This window comes from Polaromonas sp. C04, from assembly GCF_002002705.1.
Classification (GTDB): Bacteria; Pseudomonadota; Gammaproteobacteria; order Burkholderiales; family Burkholderiaceae_C; genus Rhodoferax_A.
This window is the reverse complement of the sequence record NZ_MUNS01000023.1, coordinates 101,453-123,852: the sequence shown is the minus strand read 5'-3', so window position 1 is coordinate 123,852 and position 22,400 is coordinate 101,453. Positions and strand designations below refer to the sequence as shown.

The following is a 22,400-nucleotide window of genomic DNA, read 5'->3' as shown; positions in this document are numbered from 1 at the left end:
CCCACAGCAATCAACCCGGAGATCTCCACCATGACCCAAAAAACCATCGACAATACCCGCAGAAAAATCGTCCAGGGCGGCCTGGTGTCGGCAGCGGCAGCGGTTGTGCCCGGTCTTGCGACCGCGGCGGCAAAGCCAATTTACTACGGCGTCTCAGGCCCGTTCAGCGGCGACCGCGCCGCCTACGGGGCGGTCTGGAAGAAGGGCATGGACATGGCCGTCGCCGAGATCAATGCGCGCGGCGGCATCGAGGGTCGGCCGCTCGAACTGCTCTATCAGGACACGCAGTCCGACCCGAAACAGTCGGTGCCGGTGGCGCAGAAGTTCGTCGACGACGATCGCGTGATTGCCGAACTCGGCGACTTTTCGAGCGCCGCATCGATGGCCGCGTCGCCGATCTACGAGCGCGGCAAGCTGATCCAGTTCGGGCTCACCAACTCCGACCCGAAGTTCACCCGCGGCGGCGAATACATGTTCAGCACGGCACCGACGATGCAGATGGATGCCGCGCTGATGGCCGACATCACGTTGAAGCACCTTGGCAAGCAGGCGGCGGTGTTCTACCAGGCGTCGGACTGGGGCGACACCAGCCAGAAGGTCTTCGTCGAGCGCTTCAAGTCGCAGGGTGGCAACGTCGTCGCGCTCGAGAACTACCTGCTGACCGACAAGGACTACCACTCGATTCTCTCGAAAGCGCGGCGCGCGAACCCCGACGTGCTGGTGCTGATCTCGTACTACACCGATGGCGCGCTGCTGTTGCTGCAGGCGCAGGACGTCGGCTTGAAGGGCAAGATCCTCGCGGCAACCTCGTGCTACTCGAACAAGTTTCTCGAACTCGGCGGCGGCGCGGTCAACGGCACCGTGATGTCGGTGCTGTTTTTTCCCGAAGACCCGCGTCCCGCCGTCCAGCGCTTTGTCAAGGACTACCAGGCACGCTACAACGAGACACCGGATCAGTACGCGGCGCGCGCCTACGACGCGGTCAAGATCGTCGCCTGGGGCGCCCAGCAGGGCGGCGCGACGCGCGAGGGCATCCGCAAGGCATTCATTTCGGGCACTTCGATCCCGAGCCTGCTGTTTGGGTCTTTCAAGTTCGACGCCGAGCGCCGCGTCGCGCACTACAGCGAATCGTTGATCACCGTGCGAGGTGACAAGTTCACCTACTACAGTTAACCCAGCGCCAACACTGATGCCGGAGTTTCTCGATCCACTGGTCACAGGGCTGATCAATGGCAACGCCTATGCCTTGATCGCGCTTGGACTGTCGCTGATCTTTGGGGTCGCCGACCTCGTCAATTTTGCGCATGGCTCCGTGTTCGCTTTCGGCGCCATGCTCGGCTGGTATTTCACTGCGATGCTTCACTGGCCCTTGCCGCTGGCGCTGGCCGGCGTAGTCGTCGCGACGGCGCTACTTGGCATCGTCATCGAGCGGGTCGCGGTGCGGCCACTGGCGAAAGCGCCGCGGATCGCGCCGCTCCTGTCAACAGTGGCGGTCGCGCTGATCCTCGACCGCGTCTCCCAGCTATTGTTCACGCCCGACACGCAGGTGTTTCCGAACCTGCTGCCGAACGCGAACTTCCAGCTCGGCGACATCCGCTTCGGCGCGGCCGACCTCGTGATGCTTGCCGTGACCCTGGTCAGCTTGCTCGCGCTGTGGCTCTTCCTGATGCACACCCGCCTGGGCCGGGCGTTGCGCGCGACTGCGCAGGATCGCGACGCGGCGCTGCAGATGGGCGTCAATGCCGGCGGCCTGGAGGCGCTGGCGTTCGCGATTTCGTCGGCCTTGGCCGGCATCGGCGGCGTGCTGGTGGGAATGTACTACCGCAACGTCGACCCGAGCATGGGCTTTGCCGCCGGTATCGAGGGTTTCGCCGCAGCGACCCTGGGAGGTCTCGGCAACCTGCCGGGTGCGGTCGTCGGTGGCCTGTTGCTCGGCGTTATCGAGAGCTTCGGCGTCACCTGGTTCGGTGGCGCCTCGCGCGGCATGATCGCGTTCGGCGTCCTGGTCGCGGTGCTGTGGCTTCGCCCGGGAGGCCTCTTCGGTTCCTCCAACGCCAGCTTTGCCGAGCCGCTGACCGGAACCTTCTTCGGCCGCGGCCGCCCGGTGACGCTGCACCGCTGGCAACTCGTTGCGATTTTCGTAGCCGCGTTCGTCCTACTGCCTCTCGCTGCCAACGCCTACCTGATGCGCGTCGCCACGATCGTCGTCATCTTCGCGATTCTGGGCGTCTCACTGACTCTGGTCGCAGGCACCGCCGGACTGATGTCGATCGGACAGGCCGGCTTCTTCGCGATAGGTGCCTACGCTTCGGCGCTGCTGGTGAAGAACCATGGCTGGCCGTTCTGGATGGCGATGCCGGCGGCCGGTGTGCTCGCCGCCCTGGCTGCTGCGATCCTGATCGTGCCGGTGTTGCGGCTGCGGGGGCACTACGTCGCGATCGTCACACTCGGCATTGGCGCGATCGTCGTCGCTGCGATTCTCAACCTGCCCGCGATCACTGCGGGGCCGCTGGGTATCACCGCGATCCCGCCGCCGCAGCTGTTCGGCATCGACATTGTTTCGCCGCGCGCTTACTACTTGCTCGCCGCGCTGCTGCTCGTGGTGAGCGTCGTGATGGTCGTGCGGCTGCAGCGTTCGCACCTCGGCCGCGCGTGGCGCGCGATCCGCGAGGACGAGGTAGCGGCACAGGCAAGCGGCGTGCAGCTGGCCGGGCACAAGTCGCTCGCGTTCGCGCTCGGCGCGTTCATCGCCGGAGTCGCGGGCAGCCTGCTCGCACATCAGTATGGCTACATCAACCCCGAAATCTTCGGTGTCGACATCTCGGTGCTGGCGCTGACGATGATCGTGCTCGGCGGCATGTCCAACGTCGTCGGTACGATTCTCGGTGCGATCGTGCTGGTCGGCGCCCCCGAGCTGCTGCGCCCGCTCGGCGACTTTCGCATCCTGACCTATGGCGTGCTGCTGCTGCTGCTGATCCGCTTTCGGCCACAGGGGCTGTGGATCTACCGATGACGATTGCACACCCTGCTTCGGGGATTCAGCCGTGACCACCGCAGGCTGCACTCCATTGGATCTGCCGACGCCTGTGGGCGCGCCATTGCTCGACGTGCGCCACCTCGCAAAGAGCTTCGGCGGCGTGCGCGCGGTCGACGACATTTCGTTCAAAGTCTGGCCGGGCCAGATCGTCAGCCTGATCGGCCCGAACGGCTCGGGCAAAACAACAACCTTCAACCTCTTGAGCGGACAGCTGCGCGCCGACGCCGGAGTGGTGCTGCTGGAAGGGCAGGCGCTAGGTGCCCTCGCGCCGGACCGGATCGCCGCGTGCGGCCTGGCACGAACGTTCCAGAACGGTCGCGTCTTCGGCAACATGACGGTCGAGGAGAACCTGCTGATCGGCATGCACAGCCAGCTGACGGTACAACGGCCGTTCGCGGCACTGCGCGATACGCCGCTGCTGCGCTGGCTGTCCCTGCTTGCCGAGGCCGCCATCGCACTCGCGCGGCCATCCGCGGCGCAGCGCGAAGAGACCGCGGCGCACGCGGCCGTCGAGACCCAGCTGGCGCGCTTCGGCGAGCGTCTGCTGCCGCGGCGCGATCAATACGCCTATTCGCTCTCGTACGCAAACCGGCGCCGCACTGAAATCGGCCGCGCGCTCGCGCTCGCGCCACGCCTGCTTCTGCTCGACGAGCCTACCGCCGGGATGAACCCGACCGAGACGCGTGAGGTGCTGGAGCAAATCGCCCAATTGCGGCGCGAAGGCATGACGGTACTGTTGATCGAGCACAAGCTCGATCTGGTGATGACGCTCTCGGACCACATCGTTGTGCTCGACGGTGGCCATGTGATCGCCGCCGGTCAGCCGGCCGCGGTGCAGCGCGACCCGGCCGTGGTCGAGGCGTATCTCGGCCGCGGGCCGCGCAAAAGGGCGCGACGCGAACGTGCAATGCCGGCGGCGCAAAGCGCAGCATCCATCGTGAGCAGTGCTGCAGTCACAGCGGTCGACACGGCGCGAGCGCCACCCGCGTCGGCCCGCGCGCCAGACGGCGCGGTGGCCACAGCCGTCCCGCACCTGCTTGAACTCCGCGAGGTCGACGCCTTCTACGGCGCGGTACAGGCCCTCACAAAGGTATCGCTGCATGTCGATGCAGCCGAAATCGTCTGCCTGCTGGGCGGCAATGCATCAGGCAAATCAACGACGATGAAGACGATCCTGGGTCTGCTCACGCCCAGCGCCGGCACGGTGGCAATCGAAGGTGTCGACGCGACCGCGCTGCCGACTGGCGAGCGTATCCGGCGCGGCCTGGCCTCGGTGCCAGAGGCGCGTCGCATCTTCCCGGCGATGACGGTGACGGAGAACCTGCTGATGGGCGCGTTTCTGGTTCGCGACCGTGCCGCCATCCGCGAGGATCTGGAACGCATGTTCGATATCTTTCCACGTCTCGCGGAACGCCCGTTGCAACTCGCCGGCACGATGAGCGGCGGCGAGCAGCAGATGCTGGCGATGGCGCGTGCACTGATGAGCAGGCCCAGGCTGATCTGCATGGACGAGCCCACAATGGGATTGGCGCCGATTTTCGTCGAACGCGTGCTCGACACAATCACGACCATCAACCGGCAAGGCGTCAGCGTTTTCATGGTCGAACAGAATGCGACGCTGGCGCTGACGATCGCCGATCGCGGTTACGTGATCCGCCACGGCGCCATTGTCCTGTCCAAGCCTGCACAGGCGCTGCTGCACGATCCGGCAGTGCAGGACGCGTATCTGGGGCGGCGCGAATCCGAAACTGCCAGTTGACCGCGCCAGGCGAGGAAGGTGACTCGCGCCCGGCCCACGCGGGGCGCGATGCGATGCCACGAAAAATGCGGCCGAAGCCGCATTTTTTCAAGGAACGGACGCTGGCTCCAGCGCTGGCTTATTCGATCTTCGCCTTGGCGCGCAGGTCTTCCTGGAATGCGGCCAGCTTTTGCTGTTCCAGCTGCTGCACGATTTGCGGCTTCACGTCTTCGAGCTTGGGCAACTGGGCGGTCCTGACGTCGTCCAGACGGATGATGTGGTAGCCGAACTGGGTCTTCACGGGCGTGTCGGTGGTCTGGCCTTTCTTCAGTTTCACCATGGCGTCCGAGAACTCCTTGACGTAGCTGCCGGCATTCGCCCAGTCCAGGTCGCCGCCCTTGGCGCCCGAGCCCGTGTCCTTCGATGATTTTTTGGCGATGTCTTCAAACTTCGCGCCCTTCTTGAGCTGGGCAATGATCGCCTTGGCCTGGTCTTCGGTGTCCACCAGGATGTGACGCGCGTGATATTCCTGGCCGCCGTTGGTGGCCGCGAACTTGTCGTACTCGGCCTTGACGTCGGCATCGGTCACCGGATTCTTTTTCTGGAAGTCGGCAAACAGGTCGCGAATCAGGATGGTCTGGCGCGCCAGCTCCATCTGGTTCTTGAAATCGGGGGTGACGTCCAGGCCGCGCTTTTGCGCCTCCTGCATGAAGACTTCGCGGGCGATGACTTCGGTCTTGATTTGCGCGGTAATTTCCGGCGTGATGGGCCGGCCCGAGGCGGCCACCTGCTGCGCCAGCGCATCCACGCGCGCCTGCGGGACGGCCTTGCCATTCACGATGGCCACGTTTTGCGCGGCGGCGGGCAGGGCCAGTGCGCCCATGACAGCAGCGGCTGCAAAGGCGGACAGAAAATGCTTCTTCATAAGGTTTCCTCAAGGGTGCTGGGGGATAAAACGTGGGATGCCGCCGGGGCGGCAGTGTTCAGAGTGCGAAGTCAGAGCACTTCAATGGCGATGGCGTGGGCGCCCTGGTCAATGAATTCTTGCAGCGCATCATACACAAGGCGATGCTGCGCCACGCGTGTGCGCCCGGTAAACAGAGGTGACGAAATGCGTATCCTGAAGTGCGAGCCGAAACCCGCCTCGTTGGCACCCGAATGACCCGCGTGGGCGGCGCTCTCGTCGAGCACCTCCAGTTGCGTGGGCGCCAGTACCTGCTGCAGTTGCCGGGCCATCGCCTGCGCACTGACCGGCGCGATTTTGGTGGGGGGCATGTTGGTGCTGTTCATGAGCCGCTGGCCTCGTCGGTCTTGATGTATTTGCCCAGGAACAGCGCCTGGCCGATGACGAACAGCGCCATCAGCCCGAGTCCACCGAACAGCTTGAAGTTGACCCAGGTGTCCAGGTCATAGTGAAAGGCCACCCACAGGTTGAGCACGCCCATGGCCGCAAAGAAGCCGGTCCAGCTCCAGTTCATCATGCGCCAGGCGTTTTCGGGCAACTCCATCTGGGCACCCATCAGCGACTTGAGCAGGTTCTTTTTGAAGATGAGCTGCCCCAGCAGCAGGGCACCGCCCATGATCCAGTACAGGACGGTGGGCTTCCACTTGATGAAGGTGTCGTTGTGCGAGATCAGCGTGGCGCCGCCGAACAGCACGATCACGCCCAGACTGATCCATTGCATGGGCTCGACCTTGCCGTGCTTGTAGTGCAGGTAGCCAATCTGGATCAGCGTGGCGGCGATGGCCACGGCCGTCGCGACATAAATGCCCGCGAACTTGAAGGCCGCGAAAAACAGGATGATGGGGAAAAAGTCGAGGAGGAGCTTCATTTGGGCTTGAAGTCTAACGAAGCCGAGTTCATGCAGTAGCGCAGTCCGGTTGGGGCCGGGCCGTCTTCAAATACATGGCCGAGGTGCGCGCCGCATGCAGCGCACAGGGTCTCGGTGCGCTGCATGCCCAGGGTGCGGTCCACATGCTCCTCGATGGCGGCAGGATCGGCCGCCTGCGAAAAGCTCGGCCAGCCGCAGCCGGCGTCGAATTTGGTGCTGGAGTCGAACAATTTGGCGCCGCAGCAGACGCAGGCATAGGTGCCCGCCTGCCAATGGTCGTCGTACTTGCCGGTATGCGGCCGCTCGGTGGCGGCGTGGCGCGTGACCTCGAAGGCGACCGGCTCGGCCCCTTTTTGCGCCAGCAGCGCCTTCCATTCGGCCTCGGTTTTCTCAATCTTGTGGCTCATGATGAACAGCTGATCTCGATGGTGGATGCCCAGTCGGGCGGGAAGTCCGCGTAGCTGTCAAACCCCGGATGCTCGGCAAATGGGGCCTCCAGCAGGCGCTGCAAGGTGTTGACTCCGGAAAAGTCCTTTAGTTTCGCGAGGCGAATCGCCTGTTCGCCCAAGTGGTTGCGCAGGACGAACTTCGGGTTGGTTTTGAGCATCAAATCTGCCGCCAGCCCATGACCCACCTTGGCAAGCCGCTCTGAATATTGTAGTAGCCAGGCGTCGATTGCGGGCCGGTCGAGGAACAGGTCGCGCACTGAATCGTCGGGCAACGGGGCATCACTCGCCGCACGGCCGCCGACCCAGTGGCTCAGCCGGCGCCAGAAGATCGTGTAGTCGACCCGATCTTTGGCGAGCAGCTTGAAGATGGACTCGATCAGTTCCATGTCGCCGGGCTGTTCGTCGGTCAGGCCCAGCTTGGCCCGCATGCGCGCGCCCAGCTCGGCCGGGAACACGGTCTTGTACGATTCGAGCGCGGCCAGCGCCAGTTCCTGCTCGCCAATCAACGGCAGCAGCGCCTGGCCCAGGCAGAACAGGTTCCAGTACGCGACGTTCGGCTGCTTGTTGTAGGCGTAGCGGCCCTGGTGATCCGAATGGTTGCAGATGTGCGCTGGGTTGAATGCGTCGAGGAACTGGAAAGGGCCGTAGTCGATCGTCAGGCCCAGGATGCTCATGTTGTCGGTGTTCATGACGCCGTGGCAAAAGCCCACGGCCTGCCACTGCGCCAGCATGCGCGCGGTGCGCTCGCTGACCATTTCAAGGAAGGCGGCGTAGGGGTTGCCGGCAAACCTGTCCGTCTCCCGGCACGCCGGATAAAAGCGCTCGATCACGTAGTCGGCCAGTGTTTTGAGCTGCGCATATTGCTCGCGCGCCGAAAAATGCTCGAAATGGCCAAAACGGATGAAGCTCGGCGCGGCGCGGGTCACCACGGCGGCGGTCTCGATTTCTTCGCGGCGTACCGGTGCGTCCGAGCCGGTCACGCACAGCGCCCGTGAGGTGGGGATACCCAGGGCGTGCATCGCCTCGCTGCACAAAAATTCTCGAATGCTCGAGCGCAGCACGGCACGGCCGTCGCCCATGCGGGAGTAGGGCGTCAGGCCGCTGCCCTTGAGTTGCACCTCGTAGCCCGAGGCGGTCTCGCCCAGCAGCAGGGCGCGGCCATCGCCCAGTTGCCCGGCCCAGACACCAAACTGGTGCCCGCTGTAAACGCTGGCCAGCGGCTGCGTGCCGGCAATGGCCTGGTTGCCAGAAAACGCCTCCAGCGCGTCTTGTGATTCGAACCACGACGGCTCCAGCCCCAACTCGCGCGCCACGCTGGCGCTGCGCCCGACCCAGTAGGGCGCGCTCAGGGGGCGCGGTGGCAGCAGCGTGTAAAAGTCGGTGCCCAACTGCGCAAAGCTGTTGCGCCAGGCCAAACCAAGCTCCACTTCCGGGGCAAAATCCTCAACCATGTTCATGCCCGTATTGTCCCGCAGTTGACCGGTGGCCGACGGATGCAGGGCAATTCCCCATGCGCGGCGCACCTGGCTGCGCGATACTGTTGCACATCAGTTTGTTACATAAAAGGAGAGACCCCATGCTGGGTTTGATGCAAAACCAACCTCTGTTGATCTCGTCGCTGATCGATTTTGCCGAGCGCCACCATGGCGACGCCGAAATCGTGTCGCGGCGGGTCGAGGGCGACATTCACCGCTACACCTACAAAGACGTGGCCGCGCGTGCGCGCCAGGTCGCCAATGCGCTCGATGCCATGAAGCTGCAGCAGGGGGACCGGGTGGCCACGCTGGCCTGGAATGGTTATCGCCATCTGGAGTTGTACTTTGGCGTGAGCGGCTCGGGCCGCGTGCTGCACACCCTGAACCCGCGTCTGGCGCCCGACCAGATCGCCTGGATTGCCAACCACGCCGAAGACCAGGTGCTGTGCTTCGACATGACGTTCCTGCCGCTGGTGCAGGCCTTCCACGGCAAGTGCACTACCGTCAAGCAGTACGTCGCACTGTGCGATGCCGACAAGCTGCCTCAGGACAGCGGCATTCCGGGTTTGATCAGCTACGAGGCGTGGATTGGTGCGCAGTCATCCACCTACCACTGGCCCAGTTTCGATGAAAACACGGCGTCCAGCATGTGCTACACCAGCGGCACCACGGGCCACCCCAAGGCGGCGCTGTACAGCCATCGCTCCACCCTCCTGCACGCCTATGCCGCCGCGCTGCCGGACGTGATGTGCCTGTCCGCCCGCGACGCCATCCTGCCGGTCGTACCCATGTTCCACGTGAATGCCTGGGGCATTCCGTACTCGGCCGCCATGACCGGCGCCAAACTGGTGTTTCCGGGCCCGGCGATGGACGGCAAATCGATTTACGAACTGATCGAGAGCGAAAAGGTCAGCTACGCCGCCGGCGTGCCCACGGTGTGGCAGATGCTGCTCATGCACATGCAGGCGGGCGGCCTGCGTTTTTCCACGCTCAAGCGCACCGTGATCGGCGGCTCGGCTTGCCCGCCGGCCATGATTACGGCGTTCAACGACGACTACGGCGTGGAAGTGTTGCACGCCTGGGGCATGACCGAAATGTCGCCGCTGGGCACGCTGTGCACGCTCAAGAACAAGCATCTGGATCTGCCCGCCGACGAGAAGATGAAGATCCGCCTGAAGCAGGGCCGCGCGATTTTCGGTGTCGACATGAAGATCGTCGACGCCGACGGCAAGGAGTTGCCGTGGGACGGCGTGGCCTTTGGCGACCTGTACGTCAAGGGTCCCTGGGTGGTGCGCGAATACTTCAAGGGCGAGGGCGGCAACCCGCTGGTGAAAGATGACAACGGCGTGGAATGGTTCCCCACGGGCGACGTCGCCACCATCGACGCCGACGGCTACATGCAGATCACGGACCGCAGCAAGGACGTGATCAAGTCCGGTGGCGAGTGGATCAGCTCGATCGACATCGAAAACATCGCGGTGGCACACCCGGCGGTGGCGATGGCGGCCTGCATTGGCATCCATCACCCCAAGTGGGACGAACGTCCCATCGTGGTCGTGGTCAAGAAGCCCGGCATGGAGGTCACGGCGGCAGAGCTGCTCAAGTTCTATGAAGGCAAGACCGCCAAGTGGCAGATTCCCGACGATGTGGTGTTCGTCGATGCCATCCCGCTGGGCGCGACCGGCAAGATGCTGAAAACCCGGCTGAGGGAAATGCTCAAGGACTACAAGCTGCCGAACACATGATTCAAGGGACGCCGGCAAGTTCCGCACCGCTCGCAGTCACATTGGTGATAGGACCTAGGACAATCCCTGTGTGCGGCGGTGCATGAAACTGATTACGCTCAGCAGTTGATATTTACTGGAGACCTTCCATGAGATTTGTCATTAAGACTGTGGCGGCTTGCGCCATCGTGGCCTGTGCCGGGGCCGCTTTTGCCCAGAAGGGCGAGACTGTCAAGATTGCCATGATCGAGGGGCTGTCGGGCCCCTTCGCCAATGTGGGGCAAAACCAGCTCAAGAGCTGGCAGTATGTCGCCAGCTATTTTGCCGGTAGCCACAACCCGGCGGGCGTAACTTTTCAAATCAACCCTTTTGACTCCGGTGGCTCGCCTCAGGGTGCCGTGACCCAGCTCAAGGCGGCCATCGACCAGGGCTATCGCTATGTCACTCAGGGCAACGGGTCGGGTGCAGCGCTGGCGCTGTCGGAAGCGGTGACGAAGTACAACGAGCGCAATCCCGGCAAGGAGGTCGTCTACCTCAACTATGCCGCGGTGTCGCCACCCCTGACCAACGAGAACTGCAGCTTCTGGCATTTCCGCCTCGATGCCGATACCACCATGAAGATGGAGGCACTGACCACCTTCATGAAAGACAAGCCCGAGGTCAAGAAGGTGTACCTGCTGGATCAGGACTACTCGCATGGCCACGAGGTGTCCAAGTACTTTCAGGCGGACATCAAGCGCAAACGGCCGGACATCAAGGTTGTTGGCGATGACTACGTGCCAATCGGTCAGGTCAAGGATTTTTCGCCCTATGTGGCCAAGATCAAGCAGTCGGGCGCCGACGCCATCGTGACCGGCAACTGGGGCACCGATTTGACGCTGTTCGTCAAAGCCCTGGGCGAAGCCGGCCTGAATCTGCCGATGTACACCTACTATGCCGGCGTCTCAGGCACGCCGACGGCGCTCGCCGCCATGGGCGACAAGAGCCAGGTTTACGTGGTGGCCTATGGCTACTCCCAGACGACCGGCGATCTGGGCAAGGTCGTGGAGGGTTTCAAGAAGAAGTACAACGACGATTTCTACACGTTTGCGATTTACAACGGCATCAAGCTGCTGGACGCCGCCATGCTCAAGGCCAAGTCGACCAATCCGGTCAAGGTGGCGTTCGCCCTGGAAGGCATGCAGGTTCCGAGCTTCGCGGGGGACGTGACCATGCGCAAGGCGGACCACCAGTTGCAGCAGAGCCTGTTCATTACCAAGTGGGAGAAGGTGAGCGCGAAGTACCCCTACAGCAACGAGAACACGGGCTACACGTTTGCGCCGGTCAAGCAGTTCGAGCCGTATGTCTCAAGCACCCCGACCAGTTGCCAGATGAAACGCCCCACCGAGGGCTAAGCCAGCGGCGGCGGGACCAGCCGGGATTGCAAAGGCCGTCCCGGCTTTTTTATTCCTGATCTACTCTGCAATCACGGCCACTGACCAGACGGGTATCCCATGGAGTTTTACACCATCTCGATTTTGAACGGGCTGAGCTACGGGCTGCTCCTGTTCATGCTGAGCTCGGGCCTCACGCTGATCTTCAGCATGATGGGCGTGCTCAACTTTGCCCACGCCAGTTTCTATATGCTGGGCGCGTTTTTCGCCTACAGCACGACCCGGGTGATCGGCTTCTGGCCGGCCCTGGTCATCGCGCCGCTGCTGGTGGGTCTGATCGGCGCAGCCTTTGAGAGGTACTGCCTGCGCCGGGTCCACAAGTTCGGGCATGTGCCCGAGCTGCTGCTCACGTTCGGGTTGAGCTACATCATCGTGGAACTGGTGCAGCTGGTGTGGGGCCGCGGCTCGGTCGACTACCGGGTTCCGGCCATGCTGGGCGGCCCGTTGTTCACGCTGTACGGCATTCAGTTTCCGATGTACCGCGGCTTCATGATGCTGGTGGCGCTGTTGATGCTGCTCAGTATCTGGCTGCTGCTCACGCGCACGCGCATCGGCCTGGTGATCCAGGCGGCACTGACCCATCCACAGGCGGTCGAATCGCTGGGCCACAACGTGCCGCGCGTCTTCATGCTGGTGTTCGGCGGCGGCGCGGCACTGGCCGGTCTGGCCGGGGTGATTGGCGGCAATGCCTTTGTCACGGAGCCCGGCATGGCGGAAGCTGTGGGCTCGGTGATTTTTGTGATTGTGGTGGTCGGCGGCATGGGCTCGCTGGCCGGGGCTTTTCTGGCGTCCCTGCTGATCGGCATCATCCAGACCCTGGCGGTCGGCATAGACAGCTCCATGCTGGGAGGCGCCAGCATGCTGGGTCTGCACATCACGCCGGACACGTTCGGCTATGCGTTGTGGAGCATGCGGCTCAGCCAGGTGGCCCCGATCCTGCCCTACCTGTTGATGGTATTGATCCTGATCTTCCGGCCCAAGGGTCTTTTGGGTACACGGGAGGGCTGACCGCATGCGATCCAATGTCTATCAATTCAAACCGCTGAACGTCGGGCGATTCATCATCTGGTCGGGCTTTGCCCTGGTGCTGGTGGTGGCGCCACTGGTCTTTACCAGCAGCCTGAGCCAGACCATGCTGTGCCAGATGGGCGTGGCCATCATCGTCTGCCTGAGCTACAACATGCTGCTCGGGCAGGGCGGCATGCTCAGTTTCGGTCACGCGGTGCATTCGGGCCTGGGGGCCTTTCTGGCCATCCATGTGCTCAATCTGGTCAGCGCGGGCAAACTGCCCTTGCCCGTCAGCCTGGTGCCGCTGGTCGGCGGTTTGGGCGGCCTGGCCTTTGCGGTACTTCTGGGCTGGGTTACCACCAAGAAATCCGGCACCACCTTTGCCATGATCACGCTGGGGATTGGCGAGCTGGTGGCGGCCATGTCGTTGATGTTCCCGGGGGTTTTTGGCGGCGAGGGGGGGATCTCGGGCGACCGGGTCACCGGTGCTCACCCGCTGGGCATCACCTTCGGCCCGCAGATCCAGCTGTACTACCTGATCGCGATCTACACCTTTGTCTGCACGGCGCTCATGTTCGCCTTCACGCGCACGCCGCTGGGGCGCATGCTCAACGCCGTGCGCGACAACCCGGAGCGCGTCGAGTTTGTGGGCTACGACACGCAGATGGTGCGTTACATCGCCTTTCTCGTTGCGGGCTTTTTTGCCGGTATTTCAGGCGGGCTGGCGGCGCTGAATTTCGAGCTTGTGACCTCCGAGGTGGTCAGCGGCTACCGCTCGGGCGCCTATCTGCTGTTCACCTTCCTGGGCGGGGCCACTTTCTTTTTCGGCCCCATCATCGGCGGTATTCTGATGGTGCTGGCCACGGTAGTGCTCAGCGAGTTGACCAGGGCCTGGCTGCTGTACCTGGGACTCGCCTTCCTGTTCATGGTCATGTATGCCCCCGGCGGTATTGCCAGCCTGATCATGATGAACGTGCGCGTCGCCTCGTTTGGCAAGCTCAAGCAACTGCTGGTCAACTACCTGGCGCTGGCGGCAACGGCGTTTGTCATCCTGGTGGGTGCGGCCGCCCTGATCGAAATGGTCTACCACGTGCAGCTCAACGCGGGCCAGGGGTCGGCCACGCCTTTCATGGGGGTCACGCTTGATGTGAACGCGCTGGGCAGCTGGCTGGGCGCGGGCTTCGTGATGGGGGTGGGTATCGTTCTGTTCGAGTTCACCCGTCGGCAATTTGCCCGCAAATGGAGCGCCATTCAGGAGTTCATCGAACATGAAACAAAGCGCCGGGAGGCCCTATGAGCTTCGCACTTGAACTCAAGGATCTGCGCAAGAGTTTTGGCAAGACCGAGATCATCCGCGGCGTGAACCTGGCCGTGACGGCGGGCGAGCGCGTCGCCATCATCGGGCCCAACGGGGCCGGCAAGTCCACGCTGTTCAACCTGATCAGCGGCCGCTTCGAGCCGACCAGCGGCGATGTATTGCTCAACGGCCACCGCATCAACGGCAAGCGGCCCTTCGAGATCAATCGCCTGGGCCTGTCGCGCAGCTTCCAGATCACCAACATCTTTCCCAAGCTCAGCGTGTTCGAGAACCTGCGCTGCGGTGTGCTCTGGAGCCTGGGCTACAAATACACCTTCCTGAAGTTTTTGGCGAATCTGGACGACGCCAACGAGCGCGCCGATGCCTTGATGAAAATGATCCGGCTCGACAGGAAACGGGATGTGCTGGCCATCAACCTGACGTATGCCGAGCAGCGCGCGCTGGAGATCGGCGTGACCATCGCGGGCGGCGCCAATGTGATCCTGCTGGACGAACCCACGGCGGGTATGAGCAAATCAGAGACTGCGCGTTTTATCGGACTGATCAAGGAAGTCACCGCAGGCAAGACCCTGCTGACCGTGGAGCACGACATGGGTGTGGTGTTCGGCCTGGCTGACAAGATTGCCGTGGTGGTGTATGGCGAGGTCCTGGCCTTCGACGTTCCCGAGGCGGTGCGCGCCAACCAGCGCGTGCAGGAGGCCTACCTTGGCTCCTCGGTCGCCGACCAGCAGGCGGGAGGGCATTGATGGCGCATCCACGCTCATCACTTCGTGTAATCGCTGCCCCCCAAGGGGGCGCAAGCCTCCCTGGGGGCGGCCTGGCGGGAGTCCCGACATGCTGAAAATCGACAATCTGCACGCCTTCTACGGCAAGAGCCATGTGCTGCACGGCGTCTCGTTCGAGGTCCATCCCGGCGAAATCGTGGCGCTGCTGGGGCGCAACGGTTCGGGGCGTTCCACCACGGCCAAGGCCATCATGGGCCTGGTGCATTGCGAAGGCTCGCTGCGCTGGAAAGACCAGGAGACACTGGGTAGGAAGGCCTACGAGATCGCCCACTCCGGCATTGGCTATGTGCCCGAGAGCCGCGACATCTTCCCCCGGTTGACGGTGCAGCAAAACCTGATGCTGGGCCAAAAAGGCAAGGGCAAGGGCAGCCGCTGGTCGTTCGACGACATGTACCGGATGTTTCCGCGCCTGAAGGAGCGCCAGCACACCGAGGCCGGCGTGCTGTCCGGCGGCGAGCAGCAGATGCTGACCCTGTGCCGCACACTGATGGGTGACCCGGACCTGATCATCATCGACGAGCCCACCGAAGGCCTCGCGCCCAAGATCGTCGAGCTGGTCGGGGAGTACCTCAAGACGCTCAAGGAGCGCGGCATTTCCGTTTTGCTGATCGAGCAGAAGCTGACTATTGCCATGGCCATTTCCGATCGCGCACTGGTCATGGGGCATGGCAGCATCGTGTTCCAGGGCACGCCCGCCACGCTGCGGGCCAACAACGATATCCGCAAGGAATGGCTGGAAGTTTGAGTTGCGCGTAAGCTTGTCCCTGTCGGGACAATGAAGCGTTGCGGTGCAACATAAAGCTTCTAGAATCAAAAGCGAACGTTCGTTCTTTTTCTTCTTTCAAGGAACACCAGCATGACGGCAGAATACAAAGTTCACGGCGATGTTGCCGTGATCACCCTGAACAATCCCCCGGTCAATGGCCTGGGGCATGCAACCCGGCTCGGCATTACCGATGGCCTGTCCAAGGCGAATGACGATGCGGCCGTCAAGGCCATCGTCATCACCGGCGCCGGCAAGGCCTTTTCGGGCGGCGCCGACATCAATGAATTCGGCACGCCCAAGGCGCTGCAGGAACCCAATCTGCTGAGCGTGATCCTGGCCGTCGAGAACTCGTCCAAGCCGGTGGTGGCCGCAGTGCATTCGGTGGCCATGGGCGGTGGACTGGAACTCGCGCTGGGTTGCCACTACCGCATTGCCGCGCCCGGCTGCAACGTGGCCTTGCCCGAAGTCAAGCTCGGCCTGATTCCCGGTGCCGGCGGCACGCAGCGCCTGCCGCGCGTACTCGGCGTGGAAACGGCCCTCAACATGATCGTGAGCGGCGAGCCCGTCAAGAGCGAGATGCTGGCATCCTTGCCCGGCCAGAAGCTGTTCGACAGGATGGCTGCCTCGGCTGAATCGTTGCCGGAAGAGGCGCTGGCCTATGCCCGCTCCGTCGCTGCGGCGCGTCCGCTGCCGCTGGTGCGCAACCTGCCGTGCAAGCACCCGCTGGGCGACGCGTATTTCCAGTTTGCGCGCAACATGGTCAAGGGCATGGCGAAAAACTTCCCGGCACCCGCCAAGTGTGTCGATGCGGTTGAAGTAGCCACTCGACAGAAGTTTGACGCCGGCATGCTGGCGGAGCGCGAGATCTTCATCAACCTGATGTGGACGCCCGAGTGCCGCGCACTACGGCATGTCTTCATGGCCGAGCGGGCTGCCTCCAAAATCCCCGACGTCCCCGCCGATACACCACAACGCGCTATTAAATCGATAGCCGTTATCGGCGCCGGCACAATGGGCGGCGGCATCTCCATGAACTTCCTCAACGCCGGCATCCCGGTGAAGATGCTGGAGATGAAGCAGGAGGCGCTGGATCGAGGCATTGCCACGATCCGCAAGAACTACGAATCCCAGGTCAAACGCGGCAAGCTCAAGCAGGACAAGTACGAGCAGCGCATGGCCTTGCTGTCCACCACGCTCGACTACAACGACCTGAAAGACGCCGACATGGTGATCGAGGCCGTGTTCGAGGAAATGGGCGTCAAGCAAAAGGTGTTCGAGAAGCTCGACGAAGTGATGAAGCCCGGCGCGATCCTGGCCTCCAACACCTCCACACTCGACGTAAACAAGATCGCCGCGTTCACCAAGCGTCCGCAGGACGTGATCGGCACCCACTTCTTCAGCCCGGCCAACGTCATGAAGCTGCTCGAGGTGGTGCGCGGCGCCAAGACGGGCAAGGACGTGCTGGCCACGGTCATGGCACTGGGCAAGAAAATCAAGAAGACCTCGGTGGTCTCCGGTGTCTGCGACGGCTTCATCGGCAACCGCATGATCGAGCAATACGGCCGCCAGGGCGGCTTTTTGCTGGACGAAGGCTGCACGCCCTCGCAGGTGGACAAGGCCATCGAGAAGTTCGGCTTTGCCATGGGTCCGTTCCGCATGGGCGACCTGGCCGGCAACGATATTGGCTGGGCCATCCGCAAGCGCCGCTACACGGAAAAGCCCGACATGAAGTACAGCAAGACGGCCGACCTGCTCTGCGAACTGGGCCGCTTCGGGCAAAAAACCGGCGCCGGCTGGTACGACTATCAGGCCGGCAAGCGCGACGCCATTCCGAGCAAGCTGGTGGAAGACATGATTGCCGAGCACCGCAAGTCGCTGGGCATCACGCCGCGCAAGATTTCCGACGAGGAAATCGTGCAGCGTCTGGTGTACTCGCTGGTCAACGAGGCCGCCCGCATCCTCGAAGAAGGCATTGCGTCCAAGGCCAGCGACATCGACATGGTCTACCTCACCGGCTACGGTTTCCCGCTCTGGCGCGGTGGCCCGATGCTGTACGCAGACCAGGTCGGCCTGTTCAACGTGGTGCAGGCCATGCACCGTTTCGCCCAGAACCCGCTCGACGACGCCAAATTCTGGCAACCCGCGCCGCTGCTGGCCAAGCTGGTCGCCGAAGGCAAGACGTTTAACCAATAAGGACCATCATGACTTCAGCCGTAATCGTCTCCACCGCCCGCACACCGCTCGCCAAAAGCTGGAAGGGTTCCTTCAACATGACGCACGGTGCCACGCTGGGTGGCCATGCCGTGCAGCACGCCATCGCGCGCGCCGGCATCGAGCCCGCCGAAGTCGAAGACGTGATCATGGGCTGCGCCAACCCCGAGGGCGCGACCGGCGCCAACATCGCGCGCCAGATCGCGCTGCGCGCGGGTTGCCCCGTGACCGTTTCGGGCACGACGGTGAACCGCTTTTGCTCGTCCGGGCTGCAAACCATCGCGCTGGCGGCGCAGCGCATCATTGCCGGCGAAGCCGATGTGTTCGTGGCCGGTGGCGTGGAGAGCATCTCCTGCGTGCAAAACGAGATGAACAAACACATGCTGGCCGACCCGTGGCTGGTGAAGAACAAGCCCGAGATCTACTGGAACATGCTGCAAACGGCCGAGCAGGTCGCCAAGCGCTACAACATCAGCCGCGACGCCATGGACGAGTACGGCGCCATCAGTCAGCAAAAGGCCACGGCGGGGCTGGCCGCAGGTCTGTTTGCGGAAGAAATCGCCCCCATCACCGTCACGATGGGCGTGGCGGACCCGGTGATGGGCCTGCGCAGCAAGGAAGTCACCGTCACCAATGACGAAGGCATCCGTGCCGGCACCACCAAGGAAGGCATCAGCGGCATCAAGCCCGCCATTCCCGGCGGCGTGATCGCGGCGGGCAACGCCAGCCAGTTCTCCGACGGCGGCGGCGCCTGTGTGCTGATGAATGAAACCCTGGCCGAGAAAAAAGGCCTCAAGCCGCTGGGACGCTTCCTCGGCTTTGCCGTGGCCGGCTGCGAGCCCGACGAGATGGGCATCGGCCCGGTCTTCGCGATCCCCAAGGTGCTCGCGCGTCTGGGCCTGAAGATCGGAGACATCGACCTGTGGGAGTTGAACGAGGCGTTCGCCGTGCAGGTCATCTACTGCCGCGACAAGCTCGGCATTCCGAACGAGCGGCTGAATGTCAATGGCGGCGCCATCGCTGTCGGCCATCCTTACGGCGTGACCGGCCAGCGCCTGACCGGCCATGCGCTGATCGAAGGCAAGCGCCGCGGCGCCAAGCGCGTGTGCGTGACCATGTGCATCGGTGGTGGCATGGGGGCGGCGGGCGTTTTCGAGGTGCTGTGAGGCGCGGCGCTCCTGGTTTCATAGCTGCCGGCGAAGATAGATACTGGGCTGGCAGCAGTTTTCATTCGAAATACCATGCCCCTTCGTCCCACCCTCGACTTCCTGCTCTACGACTGGCTCGACGCGCCGGCGCTGCAGCAGCGCGAGCGTTTCGCCGACCATTCGCGCGAAACTTTTGACGCCGTGCTCGACACCTGCGAGCGCATCGCGCGCGAAAAATACGCGCCGTTCAACCGCATCGTGGACACCCAGGAGCCGCATTTCGACGGCGAGAAGGTGATCCTGCCCCAGGCCACGCACGATGCGCACAAGGCCTTCGTCGAGTCCGGCATGCTCAGTGCCGCGCAGGATTACGACATCGGCGGCATGCAGCTGCCCTACACGCTGCAGGCGGCGGCCAACAGTTTCTTCGCAATGGCCTCGGTGAGCATCGGCTCGAACATGCTGACCAGCGGCAACGCGAATCTGCTGATGGTGCACGGCACCGAGATGCAAAAAGACGTGTTCGCCAGGAACGAATTCTCGGGCCGCTGGGCCGGCACCATGTGCCTGTCCGAGCCGCAGGCCGGCTCGTCGCTCAGCGATGTCGCGACGCGCGCAGTGCCTGACGAGGCCGACTTCCAGAACGATCCGCTGGGACCGCGCTACCGCCTCACCGGCAACAAGATGTGGATCTCCTCGGGCGACCATGAGCTGACCGAGAACATCGTGCACATCGTGCTGGCCAAGATCCCCGACGAGAACGGCAAGCTGATTCCTGGCACACGCGGCATCTCGCTGTTCATCGTGCCGAAGAAGATGGTCGATGCCCAAGGCCAGTTGACCGGCGAGCGCAACGACGTGGCGCTGGCGGGCCTGAACCACAAGCTCGGCTGGCGCGGCACCACCAACACGCTGCTCAACTTCGGCGAAGGCAAATTCAAGCCGCAGGGCAAGGGCGGAGCCATCGGCTACCTGGTCGGTGCGCCCGGCAAGGGACTGCACTGCATGTTCCACATGATGAACGAGGCGCGCATCGGCGTCGGCCTGGCGGCCACCATGCTGGGCATGGCGGGCTATCACGCGTCTCTCGACTACGCGAAGACCAGGCCGCAGGGTCGGCCCATGGGTCCCGGCGGCAAGGATGCTTCGCAGCCGCAAATCCGCATCATCGAACACGCCGACGTCCGGCGCATGTTGCTGGCGCAAAAATCCTACTGCGAAGGCGCGCTGGCGCTGGAGCTGTACTGCGCGCGCCTGGTGGACGAACAGCGCACCGGAACTGCGCAGGCGGCCGACGAGGCGCGCCTGCTGCTCGAAGTGCTGACCCCGATCGCCAAGAGCTGGCCCAGCGAATGGTGCCTGGAGGCCAACTCGCTGGCGATCCAGGTGCACGGTGGCTACGGCTACACGCGCGACTTCCCGGTCGAGCAGTACTGGCGTGACAACCGCCTGAACATGATCCACGAGGGCACGCACGGCATCCAGGGCATGGACCTGCTGGGGCGCAAGGTGCAGATGGAAGACGGCCGCGGCCTGCAATTGCTGGCCGCGCGCATCGAAGCTACCCGCGCGCGCGCCGCGCAGCTGCCCGAACTGGCCGAGCACGCCCAGGCATTGGGCACGGCACTGCAGCAGGTCACGAGCGCCACGCAAGCTGCGTGGGCGACTGGCCAGCCCACCGACGCGCTGGCCAACGCCGTGCCTTACATGCAGGCCTTTGGCCACACCGTATTGGCCTGGATCTGGCTGGATGTGGCGCTCGCCGCATTGCGCGCGGACGCTACCAAATCAATAGCATCTACCGCAGGCCGGTTGGGGGCCGCAAGGTATTTTTATCATTACGAGCTGCCCAAGATCGGGGCCTGGCTGAAGGTCGTCGAAAACCGTGACCTGACCTGCGCCAGCCTGCCCGAAGATGCGTTCTGATGGGGTTTTTCAAGGAGTCCGGCGCGACCACATCCTCCAGGAACATCGCGCGTTTGCAGGCGCTGATCTGGGTGTTGATCTATGGTGGGCTCTTGACGCTGGTGCTGGGCGTGTTCACGCGGCGCAGCGCCGGCCCGCTGGGCTGGTCGCTGATGGTTGCCGGCGCGCTCGTGGCAGCGGTGGGCGTCGTCCTGATTTACGTCCGCTCACGTTTGAAAGAAGACCGATGATGCCTGTGCACTTACATTTCATTTTTAGCCATTGAACCCACGCTGGAGACCCACATGACTCGCACCATTCAACAACTATTCGACCTCAAGGGCAAAACCGCGCTTGTCACCGGCGGCTCGCGCGGCCTGGGCCTGCAAATGGCGTTTGCGCTGGGCGAGGCCGGCGCGCGCATCATGCTGAGCTCGCGCAAGGCCGAAGACCTGGAAGTGGCCGTGGCCGACCTGCAGGCCGCCGGCATCGACGCGCGCTGGATCGCCGCCGACTGCGCCAAGGAAGCCGACATCCGCCGCCTGGGCGACGAGACCCTGCAGCGCATGGGCGCCGTCGACATCCTGGTCAACAACGCGGGTGCCGCCTGGGGTGCGCCGGCCGAAGACCATCCGGTGGAGGCCTGGGACAAGGTGATGAACCTGAACATCCGCGGCTACTTCATCCTGAGCCAGCACGTTGCCAAGATCAGCATGATCCCGCGCAAGTCGGGCCGCATCATCAACCTGGCCTCGATCGCCGGCCTGGGCGGCAACCCGCCCGAGATGCAGACCATCGCCTACAACACCTCCAAGGGCGCCGTGATCAACTTCACGCGCGCGCTGGGCGCCGAATGGGGCAAGTACAACATCACGGTGAATGCCATCTGCCCGGGCTTCTTCCCGAGCAAGATGACGCAGGGCACGCTCAAGGCGATGGGCGTGGAGAAACTGGCGGCCCATGCGCCGCTGCACCGCCTGGGCGATGATGAAGACCTGAAGGGCCTGACGGTGCTGTATGCGTCGGATGCCGGCAAGCACATCACCGGCCAGTGGCTGGCGGTCGATGGCGGCGTATCGATCGTGACCGGTGGCTGATTGATGGCTGAGCAGGAGCTGTCGATGAAATTCGGCGTCGAGATTCCGTTCGTCAACCACCTCGGCTTCGAGCTGGCGTTGTTCGACGGCGGGCATTCCGAACTGCGCTACGAGGCGCGGCCCGAGCACCTCAATTCGTTCTCCGTCACGCACGGCGGCGCCAGCATGACCTTGCTGGACGTGGCCATGGCGGTGGCCGCGCGCAGCGTGCAAAAAGACATGGGCGTGGTCACCATCGAGATGAAAACCAGCTTCATGCAGCCGGCGCGCGGCCCGCTCACCGCGAAAGGCCACCTGATGCACCGCACCGCCACGATCGCGTTCACCGAGGGCACGATTTATGACGCCGAAGGCCGTGCCTGCGCCCATGCCACCGGAACGTTCAAGTACGTCAGGCGCCTGCCCGTCGGGGCCAGGGGCAGTCATCCGCTGAGCGTGATTTCCACCGACTGATCAACCTAATTTATAGAAAAT

The 22,400-nt window shown here is 63.5% G+C and carries 20 protein-coding genes; 15 read left to right on the top strand and 5 right to left on the bottom strand.

Going from position 1 to position 22,400, the window contains the following annotated elements:
* Positions 1-30 precede the first annotated feature (30 nt).
* The 3 genes from B0E49_RS05595 to B0E49_RS05585 are packed head-to-tail and all read left to right on the top strand — an operon-like array spanning position 31 to position 4,796.
* The gene (locus tag B0E49_RS05595; protein ID WP_077561032.1) at positions 31-1,173 is read left to right on the top strand and encodes an ABC transporter substrate-binding protein; all 1,143 of its coding nucleotides are present in this window, start codon (positions 31-33) and stop codon (positions 1,171-1,173) included.
* Between the two features lie 16 nt (positions 1,174-1,189).
* Positions 1,190-3,013, top strand: a complete 1,824-nt coding sequence (locus B0E49_RS05590; RefSeq protein WP_077561031.1) for an ABC transporter permease — start codon at positions 1,190-1,192, stop codon at positions 3,011-3,013.
* 31 nt (positions 3,014-3,044) lie between these two features.
* Positions 3,045-4,796, top strand: a complete 1,752-nt coding sequence (locus B0E49_RS05585) for an ATP-binding cassette domain-containing protein (RefSeq protein WP_077561029.1) — start codon at positions 3,045-3,047, stop codon at positions 4,794-4,796.
* Between the two features lie 118 nt (positions 4,797-4,914).
* On the opposite strand, the gene B0E49_RS05580 is transcribed toward B0E49_RS05585, so the two are convergent.
* The 5 genes from B0E49_RS05580 to B0E49_RS05560 form a co-directional block, all read right to left on the bottom strand.
* Positions 4,915-5,700, bottom strand: coding sequence for a peptidylprolyl isomerase (locus B0E49_RS05580; RefSeq protein WP_077561027.1), 786 nt, complete (start codon positions 5,698-5,700; stop codon positions 4,915-4,917).
* 71 nt (positions 5,701-5,771) lie between these two features.
* Entirely contained in the window at positions 5,772-6,050 is a 279-nt protein-coding gene (locus tag B0E49_RS05575) for a BolA family protein (RefSeq protein WP_077561283.1), read from the bottom strand.
* Between the two features lie 11 nt (positions 6,051-6,061).
* On the bottom strand, positions 6,062-6,607 hold the full coding sequence (locus tag B0E49_RS05570; RefSeq protein WP_077561025.1) for a septation protein A: 546 nt from the start codon (positions 6,605-6,607) through the stop codon (positions 6,062-6,064).
* Positions 6,604-7,014, bottom strand: a complete 411-nt coding sequence (gene msrB, locus B0E49_RS05565; RefSeq protein WP_077561023.1) for a peptide-methionine (R)-S-oxide reductase MsrB — start codon at positions 7,012-7,014, stop codon at positions 6,604-6,606. The genes B0E49_RS05570 and msrB overlap by 4 nt, the downstream gene beginning before the upstream one ends.
* Positions 7,011-8,513 carry a protein adenylyltransferase SelO gene (locus tag B0E49_RS05560; protein WP_077561021.1) on the bottom strand — a complete coding sequence of 501 codons (1,503 nt, stop codon included), beginning with the start codon at positions 8,511-8,513 and terminating at the stop codon, positions 7,011-7,013. The genes msrB and B0E49_RS05560 overlap by 4 nt, the downstream gene beginning before the upstream one ends.
* A 119-nt stretch (positions 8,514-8,632) precedes the next feature.
* Between B0E49_RS05560 and B0E49_RS05555 the strand changes: the two genes are divergently transcribed.
* The 12 genes from B0E49_RS05555 (at position 8,633) to B0E49_RS05500 (ending at position 22,379) form a co-directional block, all read left to right on the top strand.
* Positions 8,633-10,276, top strand: coding sequence for a 3-(methylthio)propionyl-CoA ligase (locus B0E49_RS05555; RefSeq protein WP_077561019.1), 1,644 nt, complete (start codon positions 8,633-8,635; stop codon positions 10,274-10,276).
* A 128-nt stretch (positions 10,277-10,404) separates the two neighbouring features.
* On the top strand, positions 10,405-11,649 hold the full coding sequence (locus B0E49_RS05550) for a branched-chain amino acid ABC transporter substrate-binding protein (protein WP_077561017.1): 1,245 nt from the start codon (positions 10,405-10,407) through the stop codon (positions 11,647-11,649).
* Positions 11,650-11,748: 99 nt separating this feature from the next.
* Positions 11,749-12,696: a branched-chain amino acid ABC transporter permease gene (locus tag B0E49_RS05545; protein WP_077561015.1), complete on the top strand. Its 948-nt coding sequence runs from the start codon at positions 11,749-11,751 to the stop codon at positions 12,694-12,696.
* Positions 12,697-12,700: 4 nt separating this feature from the next.
* Complete coding sequence (locus B0E49_RS05540; RefSeq protein WP_077561013.1) at positions 12,701-13,993, top strand: branched-chain amino acid ABC transporter permease; 1,293 nt, start codon at positions 12,701-12,703, stop codon at positions 13,991-13,993.
* Positions 13,990-14,760: an ABC transporter ATP-binding protein gene (locus tag B0E49_RS05535; RefSeq protein WP_077561011.1), complete on the top strand. Its 771-nt coding sequence runs from the start codon at positions 13,990-13,992 to the stop codon at positions 14,758-14,760. Before B0E49_RS05540 ends, B0E49_RS05535 begins: the two co-directional genes overlap by 4 nt.
* Positions 14,761-14,848: 88 nt before the next feature.
* The gene (locus B0E49_RS05530) at positions 14,849-15,544 is read left to right on the top strand and encodes an ABC transporter ATP-binding protein (protein WP_077561009.1); all 696 of its coding nucleotides are present in this window, start codon (positions 14,849-14,851) and stop codon (positions 15,542-15,544) included.
* 111 nt (positions 15,545-15,655) lie between these two features.
* A complete protein-coding gene (locus B0E49_RS05525; protein ID WP_077561007.1) occupies positions 15,656-17,758 on the top strand; it encodes a 3-hydroxyacyl-CoA dehydrogenase NAD-binding domain-containing protein in 2,103 nt (700 codons plus the stop codon).
* An 8-nt stretch (positions 17,759-17,766) separates the two neighbouring features.
* The gene (locus B0E49_RS05520) at positions 17,767-18,942 is read left to right on the top strand and encodes an acetyl-CoA C-acyltransferase (protein WP_077561005.1); all 1,176 of its coding nucleotides are present in this window, start codon (positions 17,767-17,769) and stop codon (positions 18,940-18,942) included.
* Positions 18,943-19,017: 75 nt separating this feature from the next.
* Positions 19,018-20,850, top strand: coding sequence for an acyl-CoA dehydrogenase (locus B0E49_RS05515; protein WP_077561003.1), 1,833 nt, complete (start codon positions 19,018-19,020; stop codon positions 20,848-20,850).
* Positions 20,850-21,080 carry a hypothetical protein gene (locus tag B0E49_RS05510; protein WP_077561002.1) on the top strand — a complete coding sequence of 77 codons (231 nt, stop codon included), beginning with the start codon at positions 20,850-20,852 and terminating at the stop codon, positions 21,078-21,080. The genes B0E49_RS05515 and B0E49_RS05510 overlap by 1 nt, the downstream gene beginning before the upstream one ends.
* A 54-nt stretch (positions 21,081-21,134) precedes the next feature.
* Positions 21,135-21,926, top strand: a complete 792-nt coding sequence (locus B0E49_RS05505; protein ID WP_077561000.1) for an SDR family oxidoreductase — start codon at positions 21,135-21,137, stop codon at positions 21,924-21,926.
* Between the two features lie 24 nt (positions 21,927-21,950).
* Complete coding sequence (locus tag B0E49_RS05500) at positions 21,951-22,379, top strand: PaaI family thioesterase (RefSeq protein ID WP_077560998.1); 429 nt, start codon at positions 21,951-21,953, stop codon at positions 22,377-22,379.
* Positions 22,380-22,400 lie beyond the last annotated feature (21 nt).